The sequence below is a fragment of the Collinsella sp. TF05-9AC genome (assembly GCF_003438495.1).
Classification (GTDB): Bacteria; Actinomycetota; Coriobacteriia; order Coriobacteriales; family Coriobacteriaceae; genus Collinsella.
On the sequence record NZ_QSSH01000014.1, the window covers coordinates 1 to 24,607 of the forward strand.

Here is a 24,607-nt window from a genome sequence, read left to right on the forward strand (position 1 = left end):
CTCGGCGGGGTTGGTCTGATGGATCTTGTTGAACTTCTTACTTTGGCTCAAAGAAAAACGGGAGATGCGTTGTGCATCCCCCGTTTTTGTTGCGGTTAGTCTAGGTCAATAAACTTGGTGCTTAGGATCTTGCCGTCTTTTACGAGCATTCTGGCCATGGTGGGGCCTCGGGTGCCTCTGGGGTAGCTGGCGCTGCCCGGGTTGAGGACTAAGCAACGGCCCACTTGGGCTTCTTTGGTTACGTGGGTGTGGCCGTTGATGGCTACGTCTACGGATCCCACCGGAAGGTCTTCGCGGTAGTGGGCTACGGCGAATTTGAGGCCTTCGTAGGTAAAGAGCGCAAGACGGTCTACATCGGGACCGTAGTCGCGGTAGTAATCGTTGTTGCCCAGTACGGCCCGCACGGGGGCGATGGTGCATAGGTGCTCGTAGTCCATCTCTGACGTGAGGTCGCCGGCGTGGATAATCAGGTCTGCGCCCTCAAGCTCATCCAGGAGCGCAGGCGATAAATAGCCGTGGGTGTCCGAGATGATGTCGATACGCTTGGCGCTTGCACTGTTCATGGGATCCCTTCCGCAAAAAACGATTCGGCAGATACATACAAAAAAGGCCCCACGGCTCCGCAGACGATGGGTCTACAGGGCTGCGGGGCCAGTGTGCTAGAGACTCAGAGCCTTCTTGAGCGGCACGACGCGGCGGCGCGAAACCGGCACGCGTTCGTCGACGCCCGTAATGCCCAGCTGGATGGCGCCCGAGGGCACCGTCTCGACGTCCGTGACGCACGCCAAGTTGACGATATAGCGGCGGTGAACACGGAAGAAGCCAAAGTCGCAGAGCTTGGCCTCAAACTGCGCCAGCGAGGTCGTCGACAAAAAGCGATCATCGACGGTATAGATGCAGGAGTAATCGTCCTTGGCCATGATAAAGCGAATGTCGTCCACGGGAATGAGGACCTTGCGGCCGCCCTTTTCCACCGGGATACGCTCGATGGTCACCTTGCTGTCCGTAACCGGCTTGGTGCGTTGCATGACCTTCTCGATCGCGCGATCCAAGCGAGCTTCCTCGACCGGCTTCATCAGATAATCGACGGCATCCACGTCGAATGCCTCGACCGCATGGTCACTATACGCAGTCACAAACACGATCGCCGGCGGATTTTTGAGCTTATGCAGCGCCTCGGCAAGTTGCAGGCCCGAGGCACCGGGCATCGAGATATCGAGAAACACGACATCCACGCGACTTTCCATAAGCATCTCGATGGCGGAGCGGACGCTCGACGCCTCCGTGATCGTGCCGATCTTGCCCGTTTGCTCGAGCAGGAAGCGAAGCTCCGAGCGAGCCGGCGCCTCATCATCCACAATCATCGCACGCAGCATAGGGATAAAACCTTTCGTCAACTAACTACGCCGGGCATCCGTCGCATGACGTTGAGCCCGTAGCCTTTTATTTTACTCTTGAATGTCGAAGATGCTCTCTGACAAATCAAGATGAAGGAGCACTTTGGTGCCCTTGCCCGGCGCCGATTCGACACGCGTATAGGAGTGCGGCCCATAAAAGCGATGGATGCGCTCCGAAATATTGTGCATGGCCACACCGGCGCCGCCACCCTGGGGAGAGCTGGCGTCGGGACGGGCAGAGCGCTCGTCAAACAGTCTGGCGGCGGTACCCTCATCCATGCCCACGCCATTATCGGCCACGGCAATCAAGATTGCATCCTCGCCGTCTTGGTGAACGGTCACGTCGATCCTCAGGGCGTCGTCATCGCCCATACCATGACGTACGGCGTTCTCGACAATCGGCTGGATCACGAACGCCGGCACCAGCGTATCTTCCACGTCCTCGGACACATCGAACGTCGCAAGCACGCGGTCCTCGCCAAAGCGGGCCTTCTCAAAGGTAAGGTAGCGCTTGGTCTGTGCGACCTCGCGCGAGACCGGAATAAGCGATCCCGAGTTGTCGAGCGTGGCACGATAGAACGATGAGAACTCACGAAGCAGTTCGCGGGCCCGCAGCGGGTCGGTGCGCGTAAACGATGCAATGGTGTTCAGCGTGTTGAACAGGAAGTGCGGGTTAATCTGCGCTTGCAGCGCACGTACCTCGGCGCGCGCCGTGAGTTCCTTTTGCACCTCGAGCTCGTGGATGGCGAGCTGTGTGGACAAGATCTCGGCAAAGCCCGAGGCAAGCGCGTACTGGGTACGGTCGACGGCGCGCGGGGTCTTGTAGTAGAACTTGAGCGTGCCGACGGTACGATCGCCCACCTTGATGGGGGCGATAATGCCGGCGGGGACTTGGTTGTGCGAGCCGTCCGAGCCCACGACATCCACCATACGGTTGAACGACTGCACGATGCCATGTTCGATAACGTAGCGTGTGGCAAGCGTGTGGATGGGAGTATCGGGCAGCAGTTTTTCCTCAAACTCGCCCGCGCAGGCAAGCACGTTGTCCTCGTCGGTGATGGCCACCGTCATGGCGCGCGTCTCGGGCAAAATGCGCCGGCACACCAAACGCGCCGACTCCTGCGTCAGACCGCCCTTAATGTCCTCGAGCATGGCCGAGGCCACCGAGAGCGTCTCCTCGGTGTACTGGGAGCGCACCGAATCGGGATTGAGCGTCAAAAAGATAAAGATGCACAGAAAGATGCACAGCAGCGCGCAGGCAATCACCGTGGCGATCGGCTCGATACCGGTCACCAAGGCAAAAATAAAGTACACCAGCACACAAATGGCGCAGGCAACGGCAATGATGCGAAAGATTGATATTGAACTATCGCGCTGGGCGCGGCGGTCGATCATTCGGCCCCCTCCAGGATACTGATCAGTTGTGCGTCACGCCAAAGCCCGTCCATGATCTTGGGCCAAAAGCTCTGGAAACGCAGGTAGCTTGCAGCGTTTTGGCGCGCATAGGCCTTTGCCTCGTCGATACCATGGCGCCAGATGCGCAGGTAGCCCTCATGCTCGCGGGTAAACACGCTGCGGACCATAGCGGTCTTGCGCACGCGGTCGTCGAGCTCGCGCGAAATCCACGGGCCCGGGTAGGGCATGAGCGATGCCGCCGTAACGGGAATGAGCTCCTTTTGATGCGCGGCGAATGTCAACTTGGCCCGTTCGTAGTACCAACGGTATACATCCTGCATAAAGCGCGGTGAGCGCTTTTCGGACTCCGGAGGCAGATGGCGCACGGTCCACTCGTTATCGAACCACACGTCGTAGCCAAACATGCGCATGTTAAAGAGGTAATCCAAGTCCTCGCCGCGGGTGATAAACGGGTCAAAGGCCACACGCGTAAAGGCGCGGGCGTGCAGGGCCATCAGGCCGCCGCACACGTAGTTGGAGCGCGAGATGCGGGTGCCCGAAAGCGCCTTTTTCATCCAACGGTTGAACTCGATGCGCTTGGTCCACCAACGATGGCAGATGCCCGCCTTGTCCGTGGGAGCCAGCGGCGAGCCGTCGCGATCGTAGAAATAGCCGCTCTTGACCAAGATCGGCAAGCCCTGACGCGTCTGCTGCCCCAACGCATAGGTCGCGCGCTTCATAAAGTCGGCGTCGATGACAGTCTCATCGTCATCCAAGAAGATAACCGCGTCATGCCCCAGCACAGCGGCGCAGGCTAGCCCCATATTGCGGATGGCACCGTAGCCTCGCAGGCTCACGCACTCGCCCGAACCCTTGGGCGCGATCTGAGCAACCCGGTCTGCGATGCGCGAGGCCTGGGTGTTGGTGACAACGGTGACCTTGAGCGTGGGATGCGCGTCGACAATCTCGTGCACGCGCAGCGACACATCGGCTGTAGCAGAAACGGGACAGACCACCAAAAGGATGATGCGCGGGATGTCGCGCACCTGCTCAAGCGAGGCCAGGCAGCGGTCGAGTTCGGGATTGTCGGCGTTGAGTCGTGTCGAATGGTCATAGATGCCAGGGGCGTTTGCGCAAGCGTCATCGCCCGCCCAATACGTTGGAATCACGACTGTGGCGTTCATGCCTTACCCTCCCTGCAACACAAAAACGGGACGCCGCCAAACACAGGCGACGCCCCGCGACCTAGCTGATTCCATCATACCCACTTGGGCAAATCATTGCTCGCAAGTCGCAATGTTTATTGCGGATAACCCCAAAAGAGTACCGTGGACAGGCACAATAGCCGCTCGCTCCTATGCGGCATGCTCTGCCGCCCGAGTCATGCGGGACAGGCGGACCAGCAGCATAAAGCCAACGATCAGCAACACGCCAATGGAAAGGACGCCCAGTGACGGGTTGCCGGTCAACGAGGTGACGACCGACACCAGGAAGGTGCCCATGACGCTTGCATAACGACCAAAGATGTCAAAGAAGCCGTAGTACTCGTTGGATTTTTCCTTAGGGATAATGCGGCCAAAGTAGCTACGGCTGAGCGCCTGCACGCCGCCCTGGAACAGGCCGACCATAATGGCAAGCACCCAGAACTCAAAGGCGGTCTTTAGGAAGAACGCGGCAAACAGCACAATGCCCATGTAGGCGGCGACGGCCACCAGGATCATGTTGAGCGTGCCCACGCGTCCGGCGAGCTTGCCGTAGATGATGGCGGACGGAAAGGCCACGAACTGCGTAACGAGCAGCGCCAGCACCAACTGCGTCGAATCGATGCCCAAAGCCGAGCCGTAGCTGGTTGCCATGGAAATGACCGTGTGCACGCCGTCGATGTAGAAGAAGAACGCGACCATGTAGACCAGCACGGTCTTGTTGTGGGCGATCTCGCGCATGGTGTGTCCGACCTCGGAGAACACACCGCCCACGATGTGGCCGATGGTGTCCTGGGGACCGCGCTCGCGACCGTACTTTTGCTTATAGGTGCGAATGAGCGGCAGAGTAAAGATGAGCCACCAGGCGCCAGTGATGATAAACGACAGACGCGTTGCCAGCATGGTGGGGACGCCAAGAGCGGGGCCGCCCATGATGAGCGCCAGGCAGATGACGAACGGCACGGTGGAACCGATATAGCCCCAGGCATAGCCCGAGCTGGACACGGCGTCCATGCGCTCGTCGGTGGTAATGTCGGGCAGCATGGCGTCGTAGAACGTCATAGAAGAGTTAAGGCCGATGGTGCACAGCACGTACACGGTCAAAAATGCCATGGCGGACATTGGGATAGCCTGCGCCAGGCAAAGCACCAGGCCCGTGAGGAAGAAGCCCAAGAAGAACTTGATCTTGTTGCCGGCGTAGTCGGCAAGCGCGCCCAGAATGGGCATGAGCATGGCGATGACCAGCGAGGCGATCGTCTGCGCATTGCCCCAGGCGACCACCAGGTCGGCCGAGGAAGCGCCGGTATTGATGGCGTTAAAGTAAATGGGCACCACCGAGGTATTGAGCAGCACAAGGGCCGAATTGCCCACATCATACATAACCCAGTTACGCTCGAGCTTGGTGTATTTCATGGACAGGGACCCTTCGTATTCGCCCGATATGCAGTTAGTTCATCGTACCCCAATTGTCCAGAACCGCCGGTAAGGATTCGGCAAAGGGGCACGCACGGACCCTATTCCTCGCGGTCGAACTCCTCATCGGCTTCGAGCACGCGACCGCTGTAGTTGACGTGACTGGTCACGGCATCCATGTCACCAGTCTCGATAAAACGTGCGACCGTGCACTCGTAATCGACCAGCGCGCGATCAAAGACCTCGGGGAAACTCTCGTTCGAGACCTCGTCGGTAAAGGGATTCTTCCATGTCAGATGGCCCAGGTTACCGGTGCGCTCGGGCAGCTCCGTCGTCACGCGATGGGCAAGGCCGTCGAGCAGCGAGTAATCGTGCACCAAGCCCTCAACCAGCGAGATCGCGCGCGTCTTTGCGGAGCCGGCCGGCTCAATCGCGCGGTAAAGTCGCTGCATATTGGCAACGGCAGCACCGTACTCCCCCGCCGGAATGTCAATGCCGTACACGCGTCCGGCAACATAGCTCATCAGCACGCCGGCCACGCGATTGATGCGATCGGTGGTGACGATCTCGCCCGCCGGCGGGTAATCGTCAACCGTAGCGCCATCGCGTTTAAGCTGCAGCATCAGCACATCCAGGTCGCTCTCGATCACGGCATGGACCTGACTGCTCGAATCCTCAAGCTCTGAATCGGACTCCACGATGCCAAACTGCTGCTCATAGACAAAGGGATGGGCGTTGCGGTCGAGCACGTAATGAGACAGCAGGCCCAGCGCAAAGGCACGACCCAAGCTGGCGTCGCGCGGCAGCAGATGCGACACGCCGTCGCGCAGGCACGCGAACTGGCGAGACATGCGCGACCGATGCATGACCTGCGCCAGCAGCGTGCAGTCGGAAACACGCGGTGTCAGAATGTGAAAGAAAAACGGGTCGGGGCCTTGGTTGCCCAAGATAAAGGCAATGCGCTCTTCATCGGACGTGATGACGCCCTGCGGAAGACGGTCGATGCTTTCCTCGCCAAACAGATGATGGGTGATAAGCGCGGGCATAATGATCCTTTCGATTTCATTCGATGCCACCCATTATGCCCACCGCGCGCCCATGCCAAACCTGCGATGGTAAACGACGGCACGCAAGCCTCTTACGCAAGCCCCAGGTGCGACTTGACCTCGGCGGCGCGACGACGGGACACCGGTACCGTCGAGTTCACGCGGTCGAGCCTGAGCTCCATCAACCCCGTGGAGCCAATCTCGACATTGTGCACGTCTTCCAAATTGACCAGATAGCTGCGATGAACGCGAATAAAGCCCTCGGAGACCAAGCGACGCTCGAGCGAAGAGATCGACTCATTGATCAGGTACGTTCCCTCGGCGCAGATGGCGTTGCAAAAATCGGCGCGCGCCTCAAAGTAGCAGACGTCTGCGGCGGGAATGAACACCTTTTTGCCCCCGCGGTCCACCGTCAGACGCAAAGGCTGGCGCGGAGCGTGGGCAACACGACGGGCACCCAAGGCTGCCTCGATCTTGTCGAGTGCCTTTGACAGGCGTGCGTCCTCGACCGGCTTGACGACATAGTCGACCGCATCGAGGTTATACGCATCGGCGGCAAATTCGGCAAACGCCGTCACAAACACAACCACCGGCGGCGTCTTTAGGTTCTGCAGCGTCTCGGCAAGCTCAATTCCCGAGCGACCGGGCATGGTAATGTCTAAAAACAACACGTCGGGCTTGTTCGACAGAATCGACTCCACGGCTTCGGTGACATTGCCCGCCTCGGCAATCTGACCCACACGCGTATCCTTTTCCAACAGATAGCGTAGCTCAGCCCTAATGGGAGGCTCGTCATCAACCACCAAGATGTTCCAGCCTTCGGACATATGTGCTTCCCCTCTTTTTCTCTCAATCCAACCGCGTGCTACGCCGTCAACGGCGCAGGCTCATGCGGCTCGCCGTTCAGCTCGACGATGACCTGCGTTCCCACGCCCTCCTGGGACTTCACGCGCATGCCGGAATCTTCTCCGTAAAAGAAATGGATGCGCTGAAGCACGTTGAAGAGCGCCAGGCCGCAACCTCGCTTGACGGAGCCGTCGGCGGTAATGCTCTCGGGCTCCTCCAGGCGATGTTGCTCAAACAGATGCGCGCAGACCTCTTCGCTCATACCGATGCCATCGTCCTCGACGATGATCTCCAAACCGTCATCGGTCTCGAAAGCCCTAACATGAATAGAAAGCGGCTCGGTCTCGCGCTGCGCGTGCTTGATGCAGTTTTCGAGCAACGGCTGCAAGATAAACGGCGGCACCATGCAATCGCGCACCTCAAAGTCGATATCGACCGAGACGCGCAGACGGCCGTCGCCATAACGAGCCTGCATAAGATTGATATAGCGAGTGCCCTGTTCCACCTCGTGCTCGAGCGTTGTGAGGGTATCGGAATCAGAAAGCGTCTGACGGTAGTAGTTGGAGAAGTCGATCAGCAGCGACCTGGCCTTGTCCGGCTCGGTACGCACGAGCGACACGATGGTGCTGATGGTGTTAAACAGAAAATGAGGATCGACCTGCGATTGCAAGGCGCGCAGCTCCACGCGGGCCGTAAGCTCGTCCTGGCGCTCGAGCTCAAAGCTCGCAAGCTGCGTGGAAATGAGGTCGGCAAAGCCCGAGGCAAGCGCCGTCTGGCGCATATCGATGCTGCTCAGACGGGGATAATACAGCTCGAGCGTGCCCACGCAATGCCCGCGCACGGTAAGCGGTGCGACAATACCGGCGCGCAGGCGCGGAAAGTAGCCACCTGTCTCGGTCGAGGCATCGCGCGAGAACACGCTTTGCTCACCGCTGTTGATCACGTTGAGCGTAGTCCGCAGCACCACCGGGGTGCCCGCGGGGCATTTTGCCGAGTCCTCGCCCCAGCTTGCCAACACCTGCTTGCCGTCGGTAAAGCAGATGGCAGAGGCGATAGTTTCGGACAGGATGATCTTAGAGGCGCCTAGGGCAGCTTCGGGCGTAAGGCCGCGCGACGTGTAGGCGAATATTTTTGAAGCGATGGCGAGCGTGCGGTCGGTTGCGCTCGATGTGAGGTCGTCGGGAACGACAAAGACGTACGAGAAGAAGAAGCACAGCATGACCAAGCCGGCAATGACGACAACGGCCGGAACGGGATTGGGATTATCGGTTAGATCCCAGATGAGCAGCAGGATAAGCAGCGGAACGACAATACCGAGCAAGATGGCTTGAACCACATGCTGAGCGGTACGAAAGACCTTGGTAGAGTTGTAGCTCTTGCCCAGAATCAGCCTATTGAGATCCACCGTCATCTCCTTCTTACCGACGCACCCCATAGCAATAAAGAGGGCCGCAAGCGACCCTCTCCATTGCATTATGCAATCAAATACTGTGTTTTACATCAAGCCATCGATGAACGGTAGCTTAGGCGCTGTACTTGTTTGCCTCGCCGAAGGTGCCGCCCTCGACAATCCAGCCGTCCTTCATGATGACGTCCATGTTGTCGGTGTTGAGCACGTGGATGTCGGCGGCGACGTCACCGTTGACGACCAGCAGGTCGGCGCACTTGCCGGCCTCGATGGACCCGGTCTCGTCCTCGATGTGGCACATCTTGGCACCGTTGAGGGTGGCACAGGTGATGGTCTCGACCGGGGTGAAGCCGATCTTGTCGACGAACTCGTACATCTCCTCGATGGAGCAGGTGCCGTACGGGGTGACGAAGGAGAAGGAATCGGAGCCGATCGTCATGACGACGCCGCGCTTCTTGGCCTCGCGCAGGCAGTCGTAGTTGCGCTGCAGCTCCTTCTCGACCAGGGTGCCCTCGTACTTGTCGTGCAGCTCGGGGACGTAGACGGGCGGATAGGTGGCGTACCAGGTGGGCAGGAAGGCGATCGTCGGGGTGAAGAAGGTGCCCTGCTCGGCCATGAGGTCCATGGTGCGCTCATCGATATCGAAGCCGTGGATCAGCTGCTCGCAGCCAAAGCGGACGGAATCGTAGGCAGCGGCGTGGTTGTTGTAGCAGTGGCTCCACACGGGGATGCCGACCATCTTGGCCTCTTCGACCACAGCCTGAATCTCCTCGGAGCAGTAGTGCTGGTCGCGGCCGGAGTCCCAGCGCCAGATGCCGCCACCGGTAGCCCAGATCTTGATGGCATCGGGGTTCTCGCGCAGGCGACGACGGACGGCCTTGCGCAGATCCCAAGGACCGTCGACCTGATCGCCCCAGGGGTGCGATTCCTTGTTGAGCTCCTGGCTGCAGTGGTGGGAGTCGCCGTGGCCGGCAACGCGGCAGAAGCCAAGGCCGGTGGCCAGAACGCGCGGGCCCTTGAAGACGCCCTTGTCGATGCAGTCACGGATCTGGATACCAAAGCGGCCGATCTCGCAGACGGTGGTGAGGCCGTGGGTGAGGCAGTCGTAGGCCTGCTTGACGGCGACGGCCTGCTTCTCGAGAAGCGGCTGCATGACCCAGTCGGTGTCATCGTCGGTCAAGTTGCCCGAGAAGTGCAGGTGGGTGTCGATCAGGCCGGGAAGGACGGTCTTGCCGGCGGCGTCGATGACCTCAACGCCCTCGGGAAGGTCCTGCATGGCGCCGGCGTACTCGATCTTGCCGTTGTCGTCGACGAGAACGAGGGAGTTCTCGACCGGCTCGGCGCCGGTACCGTCGATGAGCTTGCCGCCAACGATTGCATACTTAGTGGACATGGTTCCTCCTTATGGATCCATATAGTGGGCGAGGCCGTGTTGGGTTAAGGCCTCACAAAGCTACCCAAGTGGCGCCGGGTTCGGTGCGCGGAAGAGAGGGTCCCGCGCACCTGATCCGCCCCGGCTCGGCGTTACTTTTTGCGGGAATTGGTGAAGGCCATGAGAGCCAGGCCGACGGCCAGCCAGCCGATCACGATGCTCCACTCCACCATGTTGAGAGAGGCGGGAGAGAACGGAATCACGAGCAGGCCGATGATGATAGCGCAGGCAGCGATAGCGAGGCCGATGCCAAACTTGCCGCCGGGCACCTCGTAGGGACGAGGCAGGTCGGGCTCGGTGAAGCGCATGCGCAGGCAAGCGAGGGCGACCATGCCGCAGGAGAAGATGAAGGCGAGAGCCGACACGTTGGTCAGAGGGATGAGCATGTTCTTGCCCAGGAACGGACCGACGACGGTGATGACACCCAGGACGACGCAGGCGAGCTTGGGGGCGCCGGACTTGGGGTCGACCTCGGCGAACTGCTCGGGCAGCTGGCCCTTGCGGCCCATGGCGAGCATGATGCGGCTCGTGGCGCCGTAGAAGGAGTTCATCGGGCCCATGGGTCCAAGCGTGGCGATGACGAGCATGGCCAAGTACAGGAGCATGTTGATGCCCTTGAGGCAGGCGAGCGCGGGAACCGGGCTCTTAACGAACTCATGCCAGTCGAGGATGGTGCCGAACGAGTAGATGCAGACCATGTAGAAGCCGCCAGCGGCCAGCAGAGCCAGGGAGATGATCTTGCCGAACTTGTTCCAGTTGAGGCCCTCGGCTGCTTCCTCAGCCTGCTGAGGAATGGTGTCGAAGCCAGCGTAGAAGAACGGGGTCAGAACCAGGACCGACACGATGCCGGCAAACAGGCTGGTGCTCTCGGTAGCGGCCTTGCCGCCGCCAGCGCCGGTGACCTGGGAGAACACGGGCATGGCATTGTCCGGCGAGCCGGTGAACAGCGAGACGCCCATGGCGAGCAGCATGCCGCAGAGCAGGGCCTTGGTCAGGAAGGCCTGGAGCTTGGCAGCCGAGCTGGCACCGCGGAAATTGAGGAAGATGACGTAGACTGCAAAGCCGAGCGCGATCAGCGTCGGGAACAGGTAAACGTCGGCCCCCAGGATGGTGTAGAGCTTGACGGCGCGCAGCCACTCAAGGCCGGGCAGGCTGCCGAACATTTCGGACACGAGGGTCGAAATGGCGATGGCCTCCCACGGGCACAGGATGCCGTTGCCCAGGGCCAAAAGCCATCCGGTGATGTAGCTCAGCGTACGGCCAAAGCTACGATCGACATACTCGACAATGCCGCCCGAGATGGGGATAGCAGCCGTGAGCTCACCGAAAACAGCTCCGACGGGCACGAGGAAGATTGCACCCAAGAGGAATGCGATCATAGCGGGAACGGGACCGCCGCCCACGACCATCCAGTCGCCGACCTGCAGAACCCAACCGGTACCGATGATGGCACCGAAGCCGATGGTGAAGAAGTTCCAGAGCGAAAGCGTTTTCTTCATGCCGCCGTTATCCTCGACTGCAACTTCTGCGTTCTTGTCCGCCATTGTTCCCCTCCTTTCCTGTTTGACGCCCTTGGCGTCACCCCTTGCGCGGTCCGTTTTGCCGCGCGCTTTTATTCCATGGCTTTAAGATACGGCCTTGGCGCAGCAGCGCCGCTCGCAGCTCGACCGAAGGCAGAATTGCAAAACGAGCGGCACCGTTTTTGGGACGAACGGCGGGAGACGTCATTCGTCTTGGACGCTTTCATCTTGTCTGCTTTTGAATACCTGTTGCCGTGACGCTTGGCGCGCGGCGCGGCAACGTTCATACCATTTGTCAGGCTTTTGGCGCACATACCCATGTGTCGTGCATCTTTTTATGTAGGATAGACAAGTTACACATGAGGCAAGGTGATTCGAATGGCATACGGATACAATGACGGCGACCAACGGCCACAAAGCGTGCGCCTTGCCGGCCGCACCACGCCAACGCCCAGAAGCACCTCCGACAACGACAGCCCGCAGCGCCCCCAAGAGCAGCCCGGGGCTTCTTCGCGGCAACAAAGCCGTACCGTGCAGCAGTCAGACCGCGTGAGTACGAGCACACGCCAACGCCAGACCGACACATCGCAGCCACGCCGCTACGATCGCCGTAAGACCGACTACTACGTCAAGCGCTCCTTTTCGCGACCTCAACGCGATCGCGGCAATTCCGCCCCTCACCCTGCGTCGCACGCCACAAGTCACGCGCTTCCGGCCCGCCGCCTACGCCTTACGCTTTGCTCCATCGCCGCCTGCCTCGTCTTTGTGTTTTTGGGATCCTGTATCTCCCACGGATCAGCCGGTCTTGAGCCCACAGCCGAAGACAAGCTGCTTAAAGCTCCCGTCGCGCCCGGTTACTCCTTTGCGTTCTCGACCCCACGCTCGCAATGGCAAGCCGGCACCATGCCCCACATCTACCAAATTGACCCCGCATGGTCGGAGCTGCCCTATGCCGGTGGCACTATTCGCGAAAACGCTTGCGGTCCTACCTGCCTCACCATGGTCTATATCTTTAAGACCGGCCATACCGATAAGACGCCGGTCGATATATGCGCACTGGCCGAATCCGGCAACTACGCCCCCACCGGTGCCACCGAGTGGTCGTTTATGACAGGCGGTGCGTGGCAGCTGGGGCTCAACGGAACACAGCTCTATAACGATCGTGAATCGATTACCCAAGCACTTCGCTCGGGTGCGCCCGTCATCGCCGCAGTGCGCCCCGGTACGTTTACCAACGTAGGCCACTACATCGTGCTCTACGGCATCGACGATGCCAACCAGATTGGCGTCTACGACCCCAACTCGGCCAGCCGCAGCGCCCGCCGCTGGGGCGTCGTAGAGGTCCTCAACGAAGTCGAAGCCATGTGGGCCTACTACTAGTCATTGGGGACAGACTTAAATGAGTGGTCATTGGGGACAGACATAAATGACCAGCCACTGTGGACAGCCCTTGCGGATGCCGCTCATGGGCGGACGAATAGGCCCATTCCCAGCTGTCAGGAGCTACCTTTAAGGACTGTCCCAAGCTGCCGGCAGAAAGGGAACGTCCCCAAGTGCCGGGTTTCATGAACAGCTACCTCAATAGCAAAAGCTCCGCAGTCGGAGCGGACTGCGGAGCTCATGAAGAGAGGCTAGTTTGTGGGCGCTTTGCCTGGCGCCCACGAGAGAGGCAACAGAGTAGAGACTACTCGTGAATGCGGGTACCAGAGAGGCCAGCCATGGTCTCGGCGGCCTTGTCCAGGGCGCCGATGATGCAGGTGCGGCCCTTGCGGGAACGCGCGAACTTGATGGCAGCGCGAACCTTGGGCTCCATGGAACCCTTGCCGAACTGACCCTCGTCGGCCAGGCGCTCGGCCTCGTCGGCGGTGATGTCCTCGAGCTCCTCCTGGTTGGGCTTGCCAAAGTTGATGGCGACATGCTCAACGGCGGTCAGCAGGAACAGGACGTCGGCGTCGCAGTCCTCGGCCAGCAGCTCGCCGCCCAGGTCCTTGTCGATGACGGCGGGAACGCCCTTGTAGCAGCCCTTGTTCTCGTAGTCGCGGACGACGGGGATGCCGCCGCCACCGCAGGCGATGACGATGAACTCGTTGTCGAGCAGGTTGAGGATGGAGTCAGCCTCGACGATCTTCTTGGGATCGGGGGAAGCGACGACGCGACGCCAGCCGCGGCCGGAATCCTCGACGAAGACCTTGGAGGGGTCCTCGGCCATGAACTCCTTGGCCTGCTCCTCGGTGTAGAAGGGGCCGATCGGCTTGGTCGGGTTCTTGAACGCGGGATCGTCCGGGTCGCACTCGATCTGGGTGACGACGGTTGCGGCGTGCCAGCGCTTATAGCGCTTGTGCATCTCGCGGCCAATGCCCTGCTGCAGGTGATAGCCGATGTAGCCCTGGGACATGGCGCCGCACTCGGGCAGCGGCATCTCGGGAGTGCCGATGGCGTCGTGGGCGGCGGCGAAGGCGTTCTGGATCATGCCGACCTGCGGGCCGTTGCCGTGGGTGATGATGATCTCGTTGCCCTGCTCGATCAGGCCGAGAAGAGCGTGAGCGGTGTTGCTCACGGCCTCGATCTGCTCAACGGGGTTGTTGCCGAGGGCGTTGCCGCCAAGGGCGACGACGATACGATCGGGCTTGCCAAGAGGCTTAGACATTGCTGGAATCCTTTCTGTAAAAGGCCTACAACCCATTAATAACCTGCGTCCGTGCGATACGCGAGTTTATTAAGGTTTATATTCTCTTTATCGCTCATTTTATTCATTTTGAAAATAGCGGAACGGTGAACGGTCGTTTTTGTCCGCTCAGCGTACAGAACTCCAGCTCAGACATATCTACGTAATTTACGTGCGACTTTATTTAAATGAAGCGAGGATTATGTCGGATTATGCAAACTACATCTCTGCTAAACACAAAACGGACAGCGCAATATCTTACTCGCGCTATGCGAGATTCTATGCACTTATAAGTCAAGTATGCACCACTGCAAAAACAAGGGGCTTTTCATCCAGCAAAAGGAATAAAGAAGCGCTCCGAAAAGGCGGCAACAGCCAAGTCCCCCATCCATCCCCAAAGTGGCGCGAGGTTTCGCGGCAAAGCCGCGAAACAGCGAAGGGGACGGAATACCCGACCAACTACGTCCTTCATCCGCCCACACAATCCGAGGACATAGTCGTAGCAGGATCTGAGGGCTGACCTTCGCGGACACTCCGCAGGACGAAAGAACCCCCGCCGCACGTAGTGCGCAGCGGGGGTTCTTTCATGTCCGAGGACGTCCGCGAAGGTCAGCCCTCAGATCCTGCGGTGGGAGACCTAGGCCTCGTTGTACACCGTCTTGAGCTTCAGCAGGTGCTGATAACGGTCCATAGCGGCCTGCTCATTCTCCTTGAAGAGCTCCTCGGCGCGCTCGGGGAAGGATCGCGTCAGCGAAGCGTAACGGGCCTCGTTCATCAGGAACTCCTGATAACCGCCCGCGGGCTCCTTGGAATCGAGCGAGAACTTCTTGCCGGCAGCAGCCTCGGGGTTGAAGCGGAAGAGGTTCCAGTAACCGCACTCGACAGCCTTCTTCATCTCGGCCTGGCAGTTCTGCATGCCGCCCTTCTTGATGGAGTGCATCTCGCAGGGGCTGTAGCCGATGATGAGGGACGGGCCGTCGTAGGCCTCGGCCTCGTGAATGGCCTTGAGGGTCTGAGCCGGGTTGGCGCCCATGGCGACCTGCGCCACGTAGACGTAGCCGTAGCTCATGGCAATCTCGGCCAGAGACTTCTTCTTGGTCACCTTACCGGCAGCGGCGAACTGAGCGACCTGGCCCAGGTTCGAGGCCTTGGAGGCCTGACCACCGGTGTTGGAGTAGACCTCGGTGTCGAAGACGAAGACGTTGACGTTGTGGCCGGAAGCCAGGACGTGGTCCAGGCCACCGAAGCCGATGTCGTAGGCCCAGCCGTCGCCGCCGAAGATCCAGAAGGACTTCTTGGTGAGGTAAGCCTTGTCGGCGAGGATCGCCTTGGAAGCGTCGCAGCCGCACTTCTCGAGCTCGGCAACGTAGGCAGCAGTAGCGGTCTTGGAGGCCTCGGCGTCGTTGACGGAGTCGATCCAAGCCTGGCCGGCGGCCTTGAGCTCATCGGACGGACCATCGGCAGCGATGATGTCCTGGGTAGCGGCGATCAGCTTCTTCTGGACGGCCTCGTAACCGACGGCCATGCCCAGACCGTGCTCGGCATTGTCCTCGAACAGGGAGTTGTTCCACGCCGGGCCGTGACCGTCCTTGTCCTTGCAGTAAGGAGCGGTGGCAGCGGGGTTGCCCCAAATGGAGGAGCAGCCGGTGGCGTTGGAGATGAACATGCGGTCGCCGGCGACCTGGGTCACCAGACGTGCATAGGCGGTCTCGGCACAGCCGGCGCAGGAGCCCGAGAACTCCAGGTAGGGCTGCTTAAACTGGCTGCCCTTGACGTTGGCCGCGATGAGCTCCTTCTTCTCGGAGACGTTCTCGACCATGTAGTCCCAAACGGGCTGCTGGTCCATCTCCTGCTCGGTGGGAACCATCTCGAGGGCGCCCTTGGGGCAGACCTTGACGCAGTTGGTGCAACCCATGCAGTCGAGCGGGGACACAGCCATGGTGAACTTCATGCCCTTGGCCTTGGGGCCCATGGCGTCGAGCGTGCGGGCAGCCTCGGGCGCGGCGGCAGCCTCGTCCTCGGTCATCGCGAACGGACGGATGGTGGCATGCGGGCACACATAGGCGCACTGGTTGCACTGGATGCACTTGGTCTCGTCCCAGTGAGGAACGACCACGGCGACGCCGCGCTTCTCGTATGCGGAGGCGCCCAGCTCAAACTGGCCGTCGGCGCAATCGACGAAGGCGGAAACGGGCAGGCTGTCGCCATCCATGCGATCGATGGGCTCGAGCAGGTTCTTGACCTGTTGGGCGATGGCGGACTTGGTCTCCTCGGAGAGCTCGACGGGAGCGGCATCCTCGGCGGTTGCCCAGTCGGCCGGAACCTCGAACTTACGGAAGGCGGTAGCGCCGGCATCGATGGCCTTATGGTTGGCGTCGACGATGGCCTGGCCCTTCTTCATGTAGGACTTGGTAGCCGCGTCCTTCATGTACTGCAGGGCGTCCTCGGCGGGCAGGACCTTGGCCAGCGCGAAGAAGGCGGACTGGAGCACCGTGTTGGTGCGCTTGCCCATGCCGACCTTGGCGGCCAGGTCGATAGCGTCGATCAGGTAGACGTTGACGTTGTTGTTCGCGATATAGCGCTTGGCCACGGCGGGCATGTGCTCGGCGAACTCCTCGTCGCTCCACTGGCAGTTGACCAGGAAGGTGCCGCCCGGCTTGACGTCGCGGACCATCTTGAAGCCCTTGACGATGTAGCTGGGGTTGTGGCAGGCGACAAAGTCGGCCTTGGTCACGTAGTACGGCGAGCGGATCGGGGAATCACCAAAGCGCAGGTGCGAGACGGTGACTCCGCCGGTCTTCTTGGAGTCGTACTGGAAGTAGGCCTGGACGTACTTGTCGGTGTGGTCGCCGATAATCTTGATCGAGTTCTTGTTGGCGCCGACGGTACCGTCGCCACCCAGACCCCAGAACTTGCACTCGATGGTGCCGGGGGCTGCGGTGTTGGGCGCATCCTCGGCCTCGGGCAGGCTCAGGTTGGTCACGTCATCGACGATGCCGATGGTGAACTCGCGCTTGGGCTCGTCCTTCTTGAGCTCCTCGAAGACAGCGAACGCGGACGCGGGAGGCGTGTCCTTGCTGCCCAGGCCGTAACGGCCGCCGACGACCTTGATGCCCGTCTTGCCGGCCTCGTAGAGAGCGGAGACAACGTCCTGGTAGAGCGGCTCGCCGATGGAACCCGGCTCCTTGGTGCGGTCCATGACGGCAATCTTCTGGACGGTCTCGGGGAGAACGTCGACAAAGTGCTTGATGGAGAACGGACGGAACAGGCGAACCTTGACCAGGCCGACCTTCTCGCCGTGAGCGTTGAGGTAGTCGATGACTTCCTCGAGCACGTCGCAGAAGGAGCCCATGCACACGACGACGCGATCAGCATCGGGAGCGCCGTAGTAGTTGAACAGGCCGTAATCGGTGCCGAGCTTCTCGTTGATCTTCTTCATGTAGCCCTCGACGACGGCGGGAAGCTCGTCGTAGACCTTGTTGCAGGCCTCGCGGTTCTGGAAGAAGATGTCGCCGTTCTCGTGGCTGCCGCGGGTGTGCGGGTGCTCAGGGTTGAGCGCGTGATCGCGGAAAGCCTGGACAGCGTCCATGTCGCACATCTCGGCCAGATCCTTGTAGTCCCACATGGCGACCTTCTGGATCTCGTGGCTGGTGCGGAAGCCGTCGAAGAAGTTAAGGAACGGGGTCTTACCCTCGATGGCGGCAAGGTGAGCCACCGGCGAGAGGTCCATGACCTCCTGGACGTTGCCCTCGGCGAGCATGGCGAAGCCGGTCTGGCGGCAGGCCATGACGTCGGAGTGATCGCCAAAAATGTTCAGGGCGTGGGAAGCGACGCAACGCGCGGAGACGTGGAAGACGCCCGGGAGCTGCTCGCCCGCGATCTTGTACATGTTCGGGATCATCAGGAGCAGACCCTGAGAAGCCGTGTAGGTGGTGGTCAGAGCACCGGCGCCCAGCGAACCGTGAACGGTACCGGCTGCACCTGCCTCGGACTCCATCTCGACGACCTTGACCGGAGTGCCGAAGATATTCTTGCGACCCTGGGCCGCCCACTGGTCGACATGGTCGGCCATCGGGCTGGACGGCGTAATGGGATAGATTCCCGCTACCTCGGTGTACGCATACGAAACATATGCGGCCGCCTCGTTGCCGTCCATAGACTTAAACTTACGCGCCATATACCCCTCTCCTCTCATATAGGTATACAGGCCCCGGCGATCGCCGGGATACTGGCGTGATGGGATTTTCGCTGTTGCTTCCATCATCTGGCAGGCAGGCTGAGCAGCAGGTACATGGCGTGGAGAGAAGGCATGCCGAGGCGAGGAGGGCTGCACGCACTCCACAGGCCCAGCTGCCCGTCTTGCACATGACCGAGCGCCGCAAAGGCCGCATGCCGGATGCTCCCGGGCACGCCCCGGCGATGGGAGGCACCCGCAACGGAAATCCGCATGCGGGTTTATTGTACCCCGCCGCCAAGTGTAATTTCGACAAATATAGGTGGGCGGTAAAGGTTTACCTCGGGTGACCGCCAAGGGCCAAAATGAACGCTTCGTCCCCGGGCGATTGGCCCTGGCGCGCCATGGAGTGTCCCGGAGTGCCGGCATAAAAGGAACGTCCCCATCTGCCGACTAGAGGGCGCCGACGCCGAGGAGGATAGCGTAGGTGGTGGATTCGCCAAGTCTGAGCTCGTCGCCGGGGTTGAGCTGAGCGGAGCGGCCGGGCTCGACCTGGATGCAGACGTTCGTCGCGCCGTTTACCACCACGGTTCCGTTGGTGGACGACAAGTCCTCGACGTGCCAGATATTTTGAGCATCGCACCAGATATGGGCATGGCGGGCCGAGACGTCGTCGGTGATGCCGCCCTCCCCCGTTGCCAGCGCGCCGATCTCAACGCCTTCCTCACTCGGCTGAATCCAGCGCGGGACGCTCACCACGTAGCCGTTTTGCACGCACAGCAGTCCCAGCGGATGCGCCGGCGCGACCTCGTGCTCGCCCGCGACCGAAGATGTGCTCAGCGAGCGCGGCGTCGACGTGTCGCCGCCACGGGTCGCATGAGCGCGGCGGCTCGCCCGACTTGGAACTAAGGCGGGCGTGAGAGCAAACGGCATAGGGAACGAATCTTGCGGATGTACTCCTCGACGTCAGGCAGGTAAGCCCCACGAAGTCACCGGGGAGGCCCAAGCGGCCCGGCACCACTTCCAGATTCTGACCAGGGCGAGTCGTTCGCCGGTGGCTGAAGGCTCGCTCCCACCCAAAAGGGGAGATTCGCGTTGTTCCCCAATCGCTCTCGCATCTTTCATTTTGCTCGAGGTGGGCTATAAAAACTTTCCTGGTGAAAGGCGGCGATTGGTTTCCTTTCTTTCTAGAGGAGCGCGCCTGTAATCTGTTTTCATCCTAAATCAAGTTAAGATCGGACCTTCCAGAGGCAAGTCGACTCAAACTGCGAGGCTCCATGTTGGAATAAAGAGCGCTGTCGAAGTGCCAACAACACAAAGCTTGCCAGTCTCAAATAGAACCTTTTGGGAGTCCGATTGGGCCGCACACCGAATCCCCGCTGGTGGTTTTTTATAGCTGCGCAACAATAAACAAGGTTAGTGCCAGTCCAGCATGAAATTGAGGAACGTATGCATTTTTTCTCAGTAAGTGATCGTCGTTACTGCTTCGATGAGGTCACTCGCAATTGCTTTCAGGTTGACCAAGCATCAGAAGATGCGCTTCGCATATTTGAAGCATCGGGAAGAACGGTCAACTCGAAGTTGCTAACAAAGTCACTTGCTGCGAAAGGCTACGACCAAACGACCATAGCAGAACTTGAAGACGACATTGATGAGTATCAACGATTGTCTGAGCGGACTTTCTTAACAAAAGACACGCCTCGAAAACTTAGATCCATCGAACTCCACGTTTCACATGCATGCAACCTTGGTTGTAGTTACTGTTTTGCCGGTAAAGGAGATTATGGAACGTCTCCTCTGCTGATGACAGACGAGATAGCCTTCAAGGCGGTCGACTACCTCGTCGCAAGTTCATCGGAAAACGAAACGCTTGCGATCGTCTTTTTTGGTGGGGAACCCATGATTAACGAGCCGCTGATATGGAAAACGGTCGACTATTCAAAAAGAATATACCCCAATAGAAACTTTACCTATTCTATTACGACCAACGGAACGCTTTTGAATGACACTGCTGTGAATTCTTTCAAGGAGCACGGGTTTTCTGTTCTGATTAGTCTCGATGGTACAGGATGCAAGCACGATGCATCGCGCCCGTACAAGACGGGAGGCGGCTCTTTCTCCGATATCGACAAAAACGTTCGTCGTTTTTCCGAGTCGTTCCCCTTCGGCGCAAGAGCGACCTTAACAAATAATAACTGTAACCTTGTTGAAGACTATCTTCAGTTTAAAGAGATGGGCTTCAGAAGGATTTACTTCTCGCCCGTGAGCTCATTCGATGAGAATATCAAACTCGACGAACACTCATTAAACAAAATCAGGGCGGGCCTAATAGATTTGGCGGATCAATATCTCAAACAGATTGATCAAGGGGAAAAGCCCTTGTTTAGAACATTGAAAACTGCAGTTGATTTGATTATGAGCAACAGGATCGCCTTTGTCGGATGCGGGGCTGGCAGGCGTTTTATTTCCGTGACTCCCGAAGTGGACGTATACCCCTGTCACAGGTTTGTCGGGATGATGCGATTCAAAATGGGCAACATCGTCACCGGAATTGACGAAACTAGGTATATTGAAAACTGGAGTCAGGGTGTCGAAAAAAGAATTGACTGTACGGACTGTTGGGCTCGGTCTTTCTGTGGTGGGGGCTGTAGCTGGGAGGCTGCAGACGAGCACGGCTACTTGCCCAAGAGTCTACACCCTGCATCATGTGAATATAGAAAAATGTGCTACGAGATGGCTTTTGACCTTATTTCCCGCCACTCATCTTCGCAGGAGAAAAATCAACGAGAAGCTACTGTATCGGAATAAGCGGTTCAGCGCATTGCTGTCACCATTGTGGAGGTGTTCGTTCTTCTGATTACCGTCTGCGAAGCTTATTGCTACGTTCGCCGAAACCATTCTAGAAATATGGTGAACTAGACATCTTGGTTTGTTATACACAATATTGAGGTTTTTCTGCACTCAAAGGGAGGTAGTCGTGAAGCATATTCATCCGATTAATCCAGGAAGTGGCGACGAGGCAGGCGTGAAGCCGATGTCTTTTGACTGCCTCTTGGGCATTACTGACATCTGTACTGTTTATGATAAAGCAGATGGCTGTGGTGCATACGATTACTGCGACTATGACATGGATGGCGGCAGCATCTGCGTTGTAGATCACTGTGGCATTGATCAAACGTAGTCTCTAATTGGATTAAGGTGAGGAGCTGTTATGAAGCATATCCATCCTGTTGGTTCAAATGAACATCCTCCCGTTGAGCCTTGTTGTCTTGGAGTTGATATATGCAATTTTTACGACATCGCCGAGTGCCCTGTTGCGGATTGGTGCTATGTCGATAAAGAATCAAGCTGTGTTTTGCCAGCAGATTGGTGCGATCCAGTTGACGAGTAGTTTTGTGGCTAGGAACTATTTGGTCCAATTCAGAATAAGATGGGAACAAATACCAAAATCTCGTGTCTGGGAGGAGTTATGCCATTATTGCAAGGTCTCGTTGGATTAGCCTTTATACTTGCGTTATATCTGGCACCTTTTTTAATTCTATTCTTCATTATCCGACTCTTTCTTCGGAGAAAATAGGAGTGTCACGCAAACATTAGCGTAGCTTTCTTCCAATATGAGCCGAGCATTGGCAAGTGGAATAAGAAGCCCGACCGTTCGCCACATGAAAGTGATCGGACGGGCTTCTCTATTTAACCCGGGCCGCCACCCATAGCGGCTTTCCAAGCGTATTCTCAGTGCAAAGCAATCGTCAGTTTAATCCTATGCGCTGATACCGCATTTCATTTGTTCGGCTCGAATTCTACGGCCTGGCAACCTTCGCACTCTCCGGCAAATGGATTGAACGCGAAGGCAGAGATGATGTGTGCGTGGACATCGAGGCTGCTGTAGGCAACATACTGGGACATGGACCCCCGCTGCGCGTGGTATGCGGCCCGGCATATTCATTGCCGTCCAACCCCGTGTAGTTGCAGCAAAGGGTGGAACCTCAATGCTCAGCTCATGTTGTCCGTGGGACACGAGAATCGTAAGTACACTTTGGTGCGATTCTCACGCTGATACTGAGCCACCTGGAATAAGATACGTCGCGACAACACTTCGCTTCACCTCTGTCTCGACAAGATGACGTAGACTAAAGTTTCCTTTAGTAAGAGAACGAGAACTATATCTGAAAGCGTTGCGATGACGTGAAGGCACCGAGTCCGAACCGCCTGAATGCTACGTGCATCTGCATCGCCTTTTTGTTATCTCTGCCAGTTGGGTAGCACTACACTTGTCATCATTTACCCTGGTACATGCTGCCTAAATCCACTACCCCTTCTACCGCGCCGACCATCTCGTCATCGTGAGAGACAACGATGATCAGCTGGCTTTGCTTGTTGCGCTTAACATAGGCCGCAAGCTCGGCGCGGCTTACAGCGTCTAACCCAGTCGTGGGCTCGTCGAGTACCAAAACTGACGACTTGCGTGAAATCGCCGACCATAAGTACACTCGGCGCAGCTCACCGCCCGAAAGCGCGGAGCAACGTTTCCCGAGCAACTCCTTCACGCTGTTTTCCAGCGAAAGTAGGCCATCTACACCCCGGTGATAGGAAGAAAAGGGCGTGTCGAAATACTCTAACAGCTCTTTCACCGTTTCGTCCGGCGCGAAGCACGACTGTGGGCAGCACGATATCTCTCTCGCACGTATGTAATCCAAGTCGCATTCTTCGATTGGCACGCCGTTGTATTTTACTTTGCCTTTCGATGAGTATAGCCCGAGCATCAAGTAAAGAAGTGACGTCTTGCCTCTTCCGTTTTCCCCAACTATGCAATATGTACCAGGACCGGAAAACTTGAAAGAAAACCCGCCGAGGACCTCTCGGACAGATCCGTCTGGAAGGGCAACCGAGAATTCCAAATCAGATACCGAAATGTCATTTATTTCATCGAGTTTAGCTAAATCGGTCCGATTCCACCCCGATCTCTCCTTTTCTCTCGTCGCGATAGCCGTCCTATCCCATGATGCTTTGGCATCTTGATAGGATTTGAACAATGACATCATACTTTTCAAAGTCTTAAAGAGAACCGCGAAGTATGTACCGATGATAGTGTACTCGCCTATTGACATAGTTCCGTTAATGATTCGTACTCCGGAAACAACAAGTATCACCGCTTGAAACAACGCTGCGAAAAGACCATCGAGCGATGTCAGAGAATATGATAGCTTTCCGGAGCGCAAAACTTTGGGAAAATAGCTCTTAAACCCAGCGTCGAGCGCTTGTTCGCTCTTGCCGTACGAAGATGTCAGTTGAATGTTGAGAATCTGATTAAGCTGCGATGCAATTGCGGCGTAAAAGGCGCTGTCCGCCTCTTTCTTCTCATACGTGACCCTATACAAAAGTTTCCTCAACCCAGTAATTACACAGAAATACACGATGAGGAGAATGATGGAAAACACCGCGAGAGTTGAATCAATTGACCATATGATAAGCAATACGATGGGAATGGCTACAATGGACAGCGGCGCACTGATAAAATTCGCCAAAACGAAGGATGAGACCACGCTGGAGTCGGAAATAATCCGTTGCGTTGTATAGGCTGGATCGATGGTCCGACTCACCAAGTAATCGTCTCTTTCAAAACGCAAGACGGCCTCCCTGAGAAGATCAAAGGAAAGTCTCGTGGTTATGCGAATGGAAAGTGTTCCTGCAAAATAAGTAAAGAGGGTGGAGAAAACTCCTATTGACGCAACCAGGAGCGCGAAGAGTACGGCGTCTCTTTCGCTGCGGTTACCGAGAAGAAAATCTAAGAATTTCCCGTTCACGTATGGCATGGCATAGGAGAGAGCGGTTCCAATCACCGTGATAGCAATGAAGACGAAAGCCCCTTTTGCTCTGATGAACCTCGAGAGAACGCATCGAATCAAGGAAGGCCCCAATCTACCCGCCACAAAACATCAATCACTGATACCTTACACCTCAACACAACAGGAGCGAAGATTTGCCAATGAGACTGCTTTAAGATTGCCTTGGGCCAATACGATCTCAAGCTCTTCCTACAAGAGAGTCGGAATCGGACATCTCCTCCGACGAACCTGGCAATCGGGCGGTTGAAATATCTTTTTCAACC

Annotated in this window: 18 protein-coding genes; 4 read left to right on the plus strand and 14 right to left on the minus strand. The window is 57.9% G+C overall.

From position 1 onward, the window contains the following. Positions 1 to 95: 95 nt before the first annotated feature. The 10 genes from DXC52_RS05330 to DXC52_RS05375 form a co-directional block, all read right to left on the minus strand. Positions 96 to 563, minus strand: coding sequence for a YfcE family phosphodiesterase (locus tag DXC52_RS05330; protein ID WP_117584170.1), 468 nt, complete (start codon positions 561 to 563; stop codon positions 96 to 98). 96 nt (positions 564 to 659) lie between these two features. Next, positions 660 to 1,376, minus strand: a complete 717-nt coding sequence (locus DXC52_RS05335; protein ID WP_022094115.1) for a LytTR family DNA-binding domain-containing protein — start codon at positions 1,374 to 1,376, stop codon at positions 660 to 662. Positions 1,377 to 1,448: 72 nt separating this feature from the next. Further along, entirely contained in the window at positions 1,449 to 2,792 is a 1,344-nt protein-coding gene (locus tag DXC52_RS05340) for a histidine kinase (RefSeq protein ID WP_006235157.1), read from the minus strand. Next, positions 2,789 to 3,976, minus strand: a complete 1,188-nt coding sequence (locus tag DXC52_RS05345) for a glycosyltransferase (RefSeq protein ID WP_117746456.1) — start codon at positions 3,974 to 3,976, stop codon at positions 2,789 to 2,791. The genes DXC52_RS05340 and DXC52_RS05345 overlap by 4 nt, the downstream gene beginning before the upstream one ends. A 171-nt stretch (positions 3,977 to 4,147) precedes the next feature. Beyond that, positions 4,148 to 5,407 (minus strand): MFS transporter, encoded by a 1,260-nt coding sequence (locus DXC52_RS05350; RefSeq protein ID WP_117746457.1) that lies wholly within the window; start codon positions 5,405 to 5,407, stop codon positions 4,148 to 4,150. A gap of 101 nt (positions 5,408 to 5,508) precedes the next feature. Then, a complete protein-coding gene (locus DXC52_RS05355; RefSeq protein WP_117746458.1) occupies positions 5,509 to 6,453 on the minus strand; it encodes a zinc dependent phospholipase C family protein in 945 nt (314 codons plus the stop codon). Positions 6,454 to 6,545: 92 nt separating this feature from the next. Then, positions 6,546 to 7,280 (minus strand): LytTR family DNA-binding domain-containing protein, encoded by a 735-nt coding sequence (locus tag DXC52_RS05360; protein ID WP_117746459.1) that lies wholly within the window; start codon positions 7,278 to 7,280, stop codon positions 6,546 to 6,548. Positions 7,281 to 7,318: 38 nt separating this feature from the next. Continuing rightward, on the minus strand, positions 7,319 to 8,710 hold the full coding sequence (locus tag DXC52_RS05365; RefSeq protein ID WP_117786915.1) for a sensor histidine kinase: 1,392 nt from the start codon (positions 8,708 to 8,710) through the stop codon (positions 7,319 to 7,321). Positions 8,711 to 8,822: 112 nt separating this feature from the next. After that, complete coding sequence (locus DXC52_RS05370) at positions 8,823 to 10,100, minus strand: amidohydrolase family protein (protein ID WP_055285286.1); 1,278 nt, start codon at positions 10,098 to 10,100, stop codon at positions 8,823 to 8,825. A 131-nt stretch (positions 10,101 to 10,231) separates the two neighbouring features. Continuing rightward, positions 10,232 to 11,683 carry an APC family permease gene (locus DXC52_RS05375; RefSeq protein WP_117746461.1) on the minus strand — a complete coding sequence of 484 codons (1,452 nt, stop codon included), beginning with the start codon at positions 11,681 to 11,683 and terminating at the stop codon, positions 10,232 to 10,234. Between the two features lie 354 nt (positions 11,684 to 12,037). On the opposite strand from DXC52_RS05375, the gene DXC52_RS10260 reads away from it, so the two are divergent. Then, entirely contained in the window at positions 12,038 to 13,039 is a 1,002-nt protein-coding gene (locus DXC52_RS10260) for a C39 family peptidase (protein WP_233504858.1), read from the plus strand. A 304-nt stretch (positions 13,040 to 13,343) separates the two neighbouring features. Here DXC52_RS10260 and arcC read toward each other — a convergent pair whose 3' ends face one another. The 3 genes from arcC to DXC52_RS05395 form a co-directional block, all read right to left on the minus strand. Beyond that, positions 13,344 to 14,306 (minus strand): carbamate kinase, encoded by a 963-nt coding sequence (arcC, locus tag DXC52_RS05385; protein WP_055310076.1) that lies wholly within the window; start codon positions 14,304 to 14,306, stop codon positions 13,344 to 13,346. A gap of 655 nt (positions 14,307 to 14,961) precedes the next feature. Further along, positions 14,962 to 18,501 carry a pyruvate:ferredoxin (flavodoxin) oxidoreductase gene (gene nifJ / locus DXC52_RS05390; RefSeq protein WP_117746462.1) on the minus strand — a complete coding sequence of 1,180 codons (3,540 nt, stop codon included), beginning with the start codon at positions 18,499 to 18,501 and terminating at the stop codon, positions 14,962 to 14,964. 450 nt (positions 18,502 to 18,951) lie between these two features. Then, a complete protein-coding gene (locus DXC52_RS05395; protein ID WP_117746463.1) occupies positions 18,952 to 19,431 on the minus strand; it encodes an FHA domain-containing protein in 480 nt (159 codons plus the stop codon). Between the two features lie 516 nt (positions 19,432 to 19,947). On the opposite strand from DXC52_RS05395, the gene DXC52_RS05400 reads away from it, so the two are divergent. The 3 genes from DXC52_RS05400 to DXC52_RS09930 all read left to right on the plus strand — a co-directional run bounded on the left by DXC52_RS05400 (position 19,948) and on the right by DXC52_RS09930 (position 21,889). Further along, the gene (locus DXC52_RS05400; protein ID WP_117746464.1) at positions 19,948 to 21,306 is read left to right on the plus strand and encodes a radical SAM/SPASM domain-containing protein; all 1,359 of its coding nucleotides are present in this window, start codon (positions 19,948 to 19,950) and stop codon (positions 21,304 to 21,306) included. Positions 21,307 to 21,475: 169 nt separating this feature from the next. Next, positions 21,476 to 21,679 (plus strand): hypothetical protein, encoded by a 204-nt coding sequence (locus DXC52_RS09925; protein ID WP_124785779.1) that lies wholly within the window; start codon positions 21,476 to 21,478, stop codon positions 21,677 to 21,679. 30 nt (positions 21,680 to 21,709) lie between these two features. Then, positions 21,710 to 21,889 carry a hypothetical protein gene (locus tag DXC52_RS09930; RefSeq protein WP_147324165.1) on the plus strand — a complete coding sequence of 60 codons (180 nt, stop codon included), beginning with the start codon at positions 21,710 to 21,712 and terminating at the stop codon, positions 21,887 to 21,889. 886 nt (positions 21,890 to 22,775) lie between these two features. On the opposite strand, the gene DXC52_RS05410 is transcribed toward DXC52_RS09930, so the two are convergent. Beyond that, positions 22,776 to 24,404 carry an ABC transporter ATP-binding protein gene (locus tag DXC52_RS05410; RefSeq protein ID WP_117564924.1) on the minus strand — a complete coding sequence of 543 codons (1,629 nt, stop codon included), beginning with the start codon at positions 24,402 to 24,404 and terminating at the stop codon, positions 22,776 to 22,778. Between the last annotated feature and the right edge of the window lie 203 nt (positions 24,405 to 24,607).